We start from the raw sequence: 7,294 nt of genomic DNA on the forward strand, positions 1-7,294 counted from the left end.
ACTGGCCTGCTTTTACTCCGCCCCGCTGGCCTGATTTTGCTCCGCCGTTGACAAGCCTTGCCGTGTCGTTGAGGTTACTCCGGACGATCATCGGACCCCATCTCGGCATCTCGGGCTAAACCTCTGTCGCACTCCACCGAAGCCGCCGCCGATCTCGTCACGCCCATTGGTCTTGCCCCTTTCGAGTTCGCGTTAAGCGGGAAAGGCATGAGAGGAGAGACCATCTACCGCGCCCGGCGTCGACAGTGCGTTTCCGGTTCTCGTCGGCGACTCAAGGCAGAGCAAGCTCATCACGGGACCGCACTTCCTCTTCCTGCATGCGCCGATACGCCGGCAGACCGTCGACTAAGCGCGCGCCGATCTCATCCAGCTTGCGAAAGCGCGACAGGTCGAAGTCGGTCCGGCGCACGACCGAGATGGCCCAATCCAGATAGACGTCGACGATCGAGACCGTTCCGAGCCACCAGCCTCGGTCGACCAATCGCGTTTCGGCATATTGGAGAGATTTGCTCAACAGTTCTCGCGACCGCTCACGCACCGGCGCGCCGTCGCCCGTCGTGATCCGTTGAGGGTTCGCCAACCCACGGATTTGTGGGTGAAGCGTTCCGCTGCAAAATGACAGACCACCGACCGCTTCGGCTCGGGCCATCGGCGCCGGCTCGACAGGAAAGATACCGGCATCGGCCTGAGTGCGGCGATATAAGTCAGGATCGCGCTGTTCTCGGTGAGCGGCTTTCCGTCGATCAGCAGCAACGGCACCTTCCCCAACGGCGAGATCGCCAGATATTCCGGCCCGGTCTGCTCATTGTTGGCGAGGTTCACCAGCTTCAACGAGTAGGACAGTTCTGCCATCTCAAGCGCGCACACGCTGACTTGGGAACAAGCGCCCGGAAAATGATGTAATGTGAGGGTCGGCGATGTCATCGCTAGATCGCTCCTTTGGGCAAAGCCCGCTTTGCGTCAGAACTCGCCAAGTCGACGCTTACCCGATCGAACCTGGCCAATTAGTTCAGCGTTCGCGTCGTCATTGTTGTGCCGTCAAAGGCGAAGCGGCGGAACGTCAAGGTCATGACTGCCGGTATCCGACCGCTCAGCCCGTCGCGACGAAGCGGCCAGAAGCGCTGGTCCCAGTGATCTATCCAATCATCCCGATAAGGTTGGCGCCATTTGGCAGCTTGTGCGCGATGGCAGAAAGTGAAGGTTGATAGGTCGCGAGTATCGTTGCCGACAGTCAATGGCTGATACCGGCGGCCTATCGACGCGATACGCCCGCCCTCTTTCCGGTAGGAGCGACTAGGTTATCAGGCTCACGTCGGTGCTTGTTCGGCAGGTACCGGCTGAAAGCGGTGTAACGACGCCCGACCAGTCGAAGTAAGGAGCAATCGTCTCATGACCACCGTGCCGTCGGGGTTCGTAAATCCCGCGCTGCTCGCCCGATGTCCAGAACGCCCGGTTCCGGTCAACGCGCTTGACCTGCCGGTGAACGTGACCCGTTGGGGCGAGACCGGGCCACGCGTGCTGGTGGTTCACCGCGCGGATGCCGACCTGAACGATGATGACGTAAGGGCAGCCGCGCTCGGGTGCTCGCCGCGCCAATCCCGGATGGTGCAGCCCGCTATGCTGTCGGCGGCGCAGGCCGTGCGTGCCGCGGGCATTCCGACTTTGATCATCACAGGCGGTTACGGCGATGGACGGAGGGGGACGGGCGAGGCGGTAGCCAAAGAGGCAGAAAGACGTCATCCGATGATGTCCCGCGCCGGCCACATCATTCAGCCAGCGACGCCGGACGAGTTCGATCGCATCGTCGATACTTTCATGCGCGAGGCGGCATGACCTCGTCGTCGCACCCGCGCGCCTCCGCTAATCCGGCTGGAATTGCGATGCCGGATTCGATAGGGAGTGAGCCCGCGACGTTGGTCGCGTCGCTTGAGGCGCTCGACACGCGGCTGCGGTGGTTGTCGTCGTGGACGATCCATAATGCCAACCATCTGCGCGAAAGCCGAGACGGGTTGAAGGTGGGCGGGCATCAGGCGTCGTGCGCGTCGATCACCGCGATCATGGCCGCGCTGTATTTTCATGGGCTAGGCCCCAACGACAAGGTGGCGGTGAAGCCGCATGCGGGGCCGGTGCTGCACGCGATCCATTATCTGCTCGGCAACCAGACGCTCGATCAGCTCCAGCGGTTTCGCGGGTTCGGCGGCGCGCAAAGCTACCCATCGCGGACCAAGGACCAGATCCCGGTCGACTTCTCTACCGGCTCTGTCGGCCTTGGTGTGGCGGTGACAGCATTCGCCAGTCTGGTGCAGGATTACCTGATTGCGCACGGCGCTCTGGCGGAGGCAGATGCGGGGCGAATGGTTGCACTGATGGGTGACGCCGAGCTCGACGAAGGCAACATCTATGAAGCGTTGATCGAGGGCTACAAGCACGACATCCGCAACTGCTGGTGGATCGTTGACTACAATCGCCAGTCGCTCGACCACACCACGGCCGACCGAATGTTCAACCGCTTCGACGATATCTTCGCGACGTGTGGGTGGCGCGTGCTGACGCTTAAATACGGCAAGCGCCAGCAGGTGGCATTCGGCAAGCCGGGCGGCGATTCGCTACGGGACTGGATCGACGGCTGCCCCAACGTAGATTTCGCCGCGCTCACCTACCAGGGCGGCGTAGCCTGGCGCGCGCGGCTGATGAAGGACATTGGCGAGCGGCCCAACGTGGCCACGCTGCTCGACACGTATGACGACGAGGCGCTTGCGGCGTTGATGACCAACCTTGGAGGTCATTGCCTTGAAACGCTAGTGGAAGCGTTCGACGGCGCGCGTGACGAGCAACCGACCTTGTTCATCGCCTATACGATCAAGGGCTTCGGGCTGCCTTTGGCAGGGCACAAGGACAATCATGCGGGACTGATGAATCCGCGGCAGATCGAGAGCTTGCGCGGTGAACTTGGGATCGCGGAAGGCGCGGAATGGGAGCCCTATGGCGGCATGGTCGACAACGCAGCCGCGGCGCTCAAGGCCTTCGTCGCGGCGTCTCCGATCGCGCAGCGGCGTGAGGAGACGCGTGCCGACCCGGTGCCGGTCCCGGCGCGGTTGCCGGTGCCCGAGGGCGCGGAACAGTCAACCCAAGCGGCGTTCGGGCGTATCCTTCTCGATCTCGCAAAGTCGACGGACGATGAGGCACGTGCATTGGCAGACCGGATCGTCACGACGTCGCCCGACGTCACCGTCTCCACCAACCTCGGCGCGTTCGTCAATCAACGCGGGCTATTCCGACGCAGCGAGCTGGCCGATGTGTTCCACGCCGCCAAAATCCCGTCCGCGCAGAAATGGTCGGGCCACGGAGCTGGGCAACATATCGAGCTCGGGATCGCGGAGCATAACTTGTTCCTGGTCCTGGCCGCGCTGGGCCTTGCCGGGTCGCTGTTCGGGACGCGGCTCCTGCCGATCGGGACGGTGTACGACCCGTTCATCGCGCGCGGGCTCGATGCGCTTAATTACGGGTGTTACCAAGACGCGCGGTTTCTGCTGGTGGCGACGCCGTCAGGGCTTACTCTCGGCCCTGAGGGAGGCGCGCACCAGTCGATCAACTCGCCGCTGATCGGCATCGGCCAGCCCGGGCTGACCTATTTCGAGCCCGCCTATGCGGACGAGCTGGCGCTGCTCATGCGTTGGGCGTTTCAGCATCTACAGGCGGAGGATGGCGGGTCGGTGTATCTGCGCCTCACTACCCGCTCGATCGACCAAATCGCGCGCGCGGACTCAACGTGGGAGGCGGATGCGCTGCGTGGCGGCTATTGGCTCAAGCCCCCCTCACCGGGCGCGGATGCCGCGATCGTGTTCACCGGCGCGATCGTGTCCGAGGTGCTGGAGGCGCACGCGATGATGGCGCACGACTTTCCAGGGCTGGGGCTGCTGAATGTCACCTCGCCGGACCTGCTCCACCGCGACTGGTCGGCCGCGCGAGCCCGATATTGGAGCGGCGGACCTAACGCACCCTGCCACGCCGACGCTCTGCTCGCGCCGCTTGCGACGGGAGCAGGGCTCGTCACGATCATCGACGGCGCGCCGTCGACGCTGTCGTGGCTGGGCGCGGTACGCGGCATGCGCGTCAGCCCGCTCGGGACCGATCGCTTCGGGCAGACCGGCGACTTGAATGATCTTTACCGGGAATACCGCCTTGACGCGAACGCGATCGTCGACGCGACCGCCGAACTGTTCGTGAGAGCCTAAGCCATGCTGACCCAAATCAAGATGCCCGTGCTGTCGCCGACGATGGAAGAGGGCACACTTGCCAAATGGCTGGTCAAGACGGGCGACAGCGTGAAGTCGGGCGACCTCCTCGCCGAGATCGAGACGGACAAGGCGACGATGGAGTTCGAGGCGGTGGATGAGGGCGTGATCGCCTCCATCGCGGTCCTGGAGGGGACGGACAACGTCAAGGTCGGAACGGTGATTGCAACGCTTGACCCGGATGGAGAGGGCGCAGCCGCCCCGCAGACGGTGCCAAGGACGGTGATGATCCCAGGCCGCGAGGACCCGAACAAGAAGGGCGACCAGAGCCGCCCCATCGAACCCGACGTGGCTGCGATAGAGGACCATGGCTCACCGCCACCGATGCAGGCCGCGCCGCCCAACCCGACGCCCCTGCCCGCGCCCGCAGCATCCAGCCTGGCGGTCCCCGCTGCTCCGCCCGCGAGCGGCGAGCGCGCAGAGGCGAGCCCGCTCGCGCGCCGAATCGCAATGGCCAGGAGCATCGACCTTTCCACGCTGACCGGCTCCGGTCCGCACGGGCGCATCGTCAAGGCGGATGTGGAAGCGGTGGGTGCCGCACCCCTGCCCGCAGCCCCACCAGTTGCTTCCTTGCCGGCCATCGCGCCCGAGGCTCCACCTCAGCCGGTAACGCCCCAGCGCGTCGCCATCCCAGACGTGCCGCACGAGCAGACCAAGCTCAGCAATATGCGCAAGACCATCGCGCGCCGGCTGACCGAGTCCAAGCAGACGGTGCCGCACATCTACCTGACGGTCGAGGTGAGGCTCGACGCGTTGCTGACGTTCCGAGGTGAAATCAACACCGCGCTGGAGGCACGCGGCGTGAAGCTGTCGGTCAACGACATGCTCGTTAAAGCGCTCGCACTTGCGCTGATGCAGGAGCCTAGCTGCAACGTCATGTTCACGCCCGAACAGCTCATCAGCTTCAAGCGCGCGGACATCTCGGTCGCGGTGTCGACGCCCACCGGGCTCCTCACACCGGTGGTGGTCGGGGCCGAGGCCAAGAGCTTATCGACAATCGCGACGGAGGTGAGGGAACTCGCCGCCCGGGCACGTGACGGCAAGCTGAAGCCCGAAGAATATGCCGGCGGCACCGCCTCGATCAGCAACATGGGTATGCACGGGATCAAGCAATTCGACGCGGTGATCAATCCGCCCCAGGCGATGATCCTCGCGGTCGGCGCGGGCGAGAAGCGCGCCTGGGTCGAGGGCGACAAGCTCGGGGTGGCAACGGTGATGAGCGCGACCGGCAGCTTTGACCACCGTGCGATCGACGGCGCGGACGGTGCAGCGCTGATGCGCAGCTTCAAGGCGCTGGTCGAGGCCCCACTGCTTCTCGCGGCTTGATTTTCTGGATCAAGGCTTTCCATGTAGTTGCTTTCGGCCACCGAACGAAATCCGTCTCCCAGCATGTCGCTGCTAGAGCGGTGTCCGCGCGACAAGGGTCATTGAGGGAGCTCAAACCGGTTGAAGTCTGAGTCAACCTTGGCTCTGGTGTCGGGAGGCAATGCGTGTGAGCAAGCATTTGTCGTTGGATCCGCGCGACCCAGGGTCAGAGTCGCTCATGTTTGCACGTAGCTTAAGTGACAGAGATAGGCGGCGCACCCGGCGGGTGGGAGCCGTTCGAGGATCTGCTCGGTCCGCTGTCGCATCATGCCGACCTCGATTTTATGCACGAGCTGGCTCCACGTTTGCAGACGTTGCGATCCTGGCTGAAAGGTAGCGGCAACGGCGCGTTCGAGGCCGCCCTGAACGCTGTCGGCCCGCAGGTCCACTGACCGGCCCCGCTGACCGGCCCCGCTGACCGGCAGGGCCGGAGCGCCTTGCCCATAGGTTTGGCCGAGCCGACCGCGGCGGCTCACCGGCCACCGCCGACTATCAGGCACCCGCTCGCCGTAGCCGGCGTTGGCGAAGTGGTTGGGGCATTTCCGTGCCGCGTAGAAGTAAAGGATGCGTCGTCGCCTGAACCGATCTCGGCGAGTGCACGCCGTCAAGGCGTCCCTGCCGCATCTCGCCAGGCAGCACGTCGAGGTCCGCGACCGGCATCGAGCGGCTGAGCGGCGTGGCTCGATCCACCCACTGCACGCCAAAGCACGCGAGCATTCGGTGGGCGAAGCTCTGGCTAGGGCGTAGACGCGGCGCCGTTCCGCGTCGAACAACAACCTGTGATGGCCGCAGCGCGACCAGCGGGACTCGCACCGACCGATCGACAGCGGCACCTGCCGATGCGGGCAACGATCTTCCAAGGCGCCCAATTCGCCATTCACTTGGCGGAACAGCACGACATCTTCCTGCACTATCGGCTGCGCGAGCGGACGATCGGAGCACTCACGCTACCAGGCTGCTACATACCAGCCATTCCGGACATACATGGCATCCTCGGGAGCATCGAACTGAAAACCGGTCAGCGGATCGGAATAGTCTCCACCCCCCGTGGGCCGCTGGGGGCGCGCTTCTTTACCGCTTCTTCGTTTTCACCCGACTGAAGCCGTTCGCGTAGGTTCGTGGGGCTTACGTCCACGCCGATCGGGTTGGTCGCAAACGCCTCAGAAAAGAAAAACTCTCCCGCTTCTTCGACCGTGTCGTAATTGTCTACCTGAAACTCAAGCTGATTTCCGTCTGGATCCCCATAGTAGAGTGACGTCGTCGGTCCATGGTTCACCGGCCAGATCGGCTCGATACCCAGTTCCTTCAATCGTTCATAATTGCTGAGCAGCGTCTCGAGATTATCGTAGGTGAAGGCGACATGATGCACACCAACCTGACCTGCGGGTTGCTCCGCAAGATTGGGTATCTGGATAAAAGCAACCCTGTGGTGCTCGTCATCATATGCGAGGAAAGATATCTCGGCGCTCGTGAACGCCTCCTTTGCGTTCAGGACCTGCTTGTGCCAAGCAAGCATCTCCGGCATCCGAGAGGTGCGAAACACGACGTGTGCGAGCTTGATCGGAGACTTCACTCCTGTAACGTAACTGCTCACGGGGTTGGCGCATGACGGCTTGATCAGGCGACTGCGAAGC

The 7,294-nt window shown here is 63.6% G+C and carries 7 protein-coding genes and 1 pseudogene; 4 read left to right on the forward strand and 4 right to left on the reverse strand.

The features are described from left to right. Positions 1 to 271: 271 nt before the first annotated feature. Positions 272 to 538: a hypothetical protein gene (locus ACFE65_RS17070; protein ID WP_375383560.1), complete on the reverse strand. Its 267-nt coding sequence runs from the start codon at positions 536 to 538 to the stop codon at positions 272 to 274. Further along, the gene (locus ACFE65_RS17075) at positions 511 to 924 is read right to left on the reverse strand and encodes a glutathione S-transferase N-terminal domain-containing protein (RefSeq protein WP_375383561.1); all 414 of its coding nucleotides are present in this window, start codon (positions 922 to 924) and stop codon (positions 511 to 513) included. Before ACFE65_RS17075 ends, ACFE65_RS17070 begins: the two co-directional genes overlap by 28 nt. A gap of 465 nt (positions 925 to 1,389) precedes the next feature. On the opposite strand from ACFE65_RS17075, the gene ACFE65_RS17080 reads away from it, so the two are divergent. From ACFE65_RS17080 to ACFE65_RS17095, 4 genes are all read left to right on the forward strand, one after another. Further along, entirely contained in the window at positions 1,390 to 1,833 is a 444-nt protein-coding gene (locus ACFE65_RS17080) for a hypothetical protein (RefSeq protein WP_375383562.1), read from the forward strand. Between the two features lie 47 nt (positions 1,834 to 1,880). Continuing rightward, positions 1,881 to 4,235 carry a transketolase gene (locus ACFE65_RS17085; RefSeq protein WP_375383563.1) on the forward strand — a complete coding sequence of 785 codons (2,355 nt, stop codon included), beginning with the start codon at positions 1,881 to 1,883 and terminating at the stop codon, positions 4,233 to 4,235. A gap of 3 nt (positions 4,236 to 4,238) precedes the next feature. Next, positions 4,239 to 5,621, forward strand: a complete 1,383-nt coding sequence (locus ACFE65_RS17090) for a pyruvate dehydrogenase complex dihydrolipoamide acetyltransferase (RefSeq protein WP_375383564.1) — start codon at positions 4,239 to 4,241, stop codon at positions 5,619 to 5,621. Between the two features lie 236 nt (positions 5,622 to 5,857). Further along, positions 5,858 to 6,052, forward strand: a complete 195-nt coding sequence (locus ACFE65_RS17095) for a hypothetical protein (protein WP_375383565.1) — start codon at positions 5,858 to 5,860, stop codon at positions 6,050 to 6,052. A 378-nt stretch (positions 6,053 to 6,430) separates the two neighbouring features. Here the strand turns inward: ACFE65_RS17095 and ACFE65_RS17100 are convergent. Together ACFE65_RS17100 and ACFE65_RS17105 are read right to left on the reverse strand one after the other, a co-directional pair. Then, positions 6,431 to 6,577: pseudogene (locus ACFE65_RS17100) on the reverse strand (Rieske 2Fe-2S domain-containing protein); the annotation flags it as partial. Positions 6,578 to 6,678: 101 nt separating this feature from the next. Next, positions 6,679 to 7,294, reverse strand: a 616-nt coding sequence (locus ACFE65_RS17105; protein ID WP_375383566.1) for a VOC family protein, incomplete at its 5' end; no start/stop codon positions are given.

Origin of the sequence: uncultured Sphingomonas sp. (genome assembly GCF_964237335.1) — a bacterium.
GTDB lineage: Bacteria > Pseudomonadota > Alphaproteobacteria > Sphingomonadales > Sphingomonadaceae > Sphingomonas.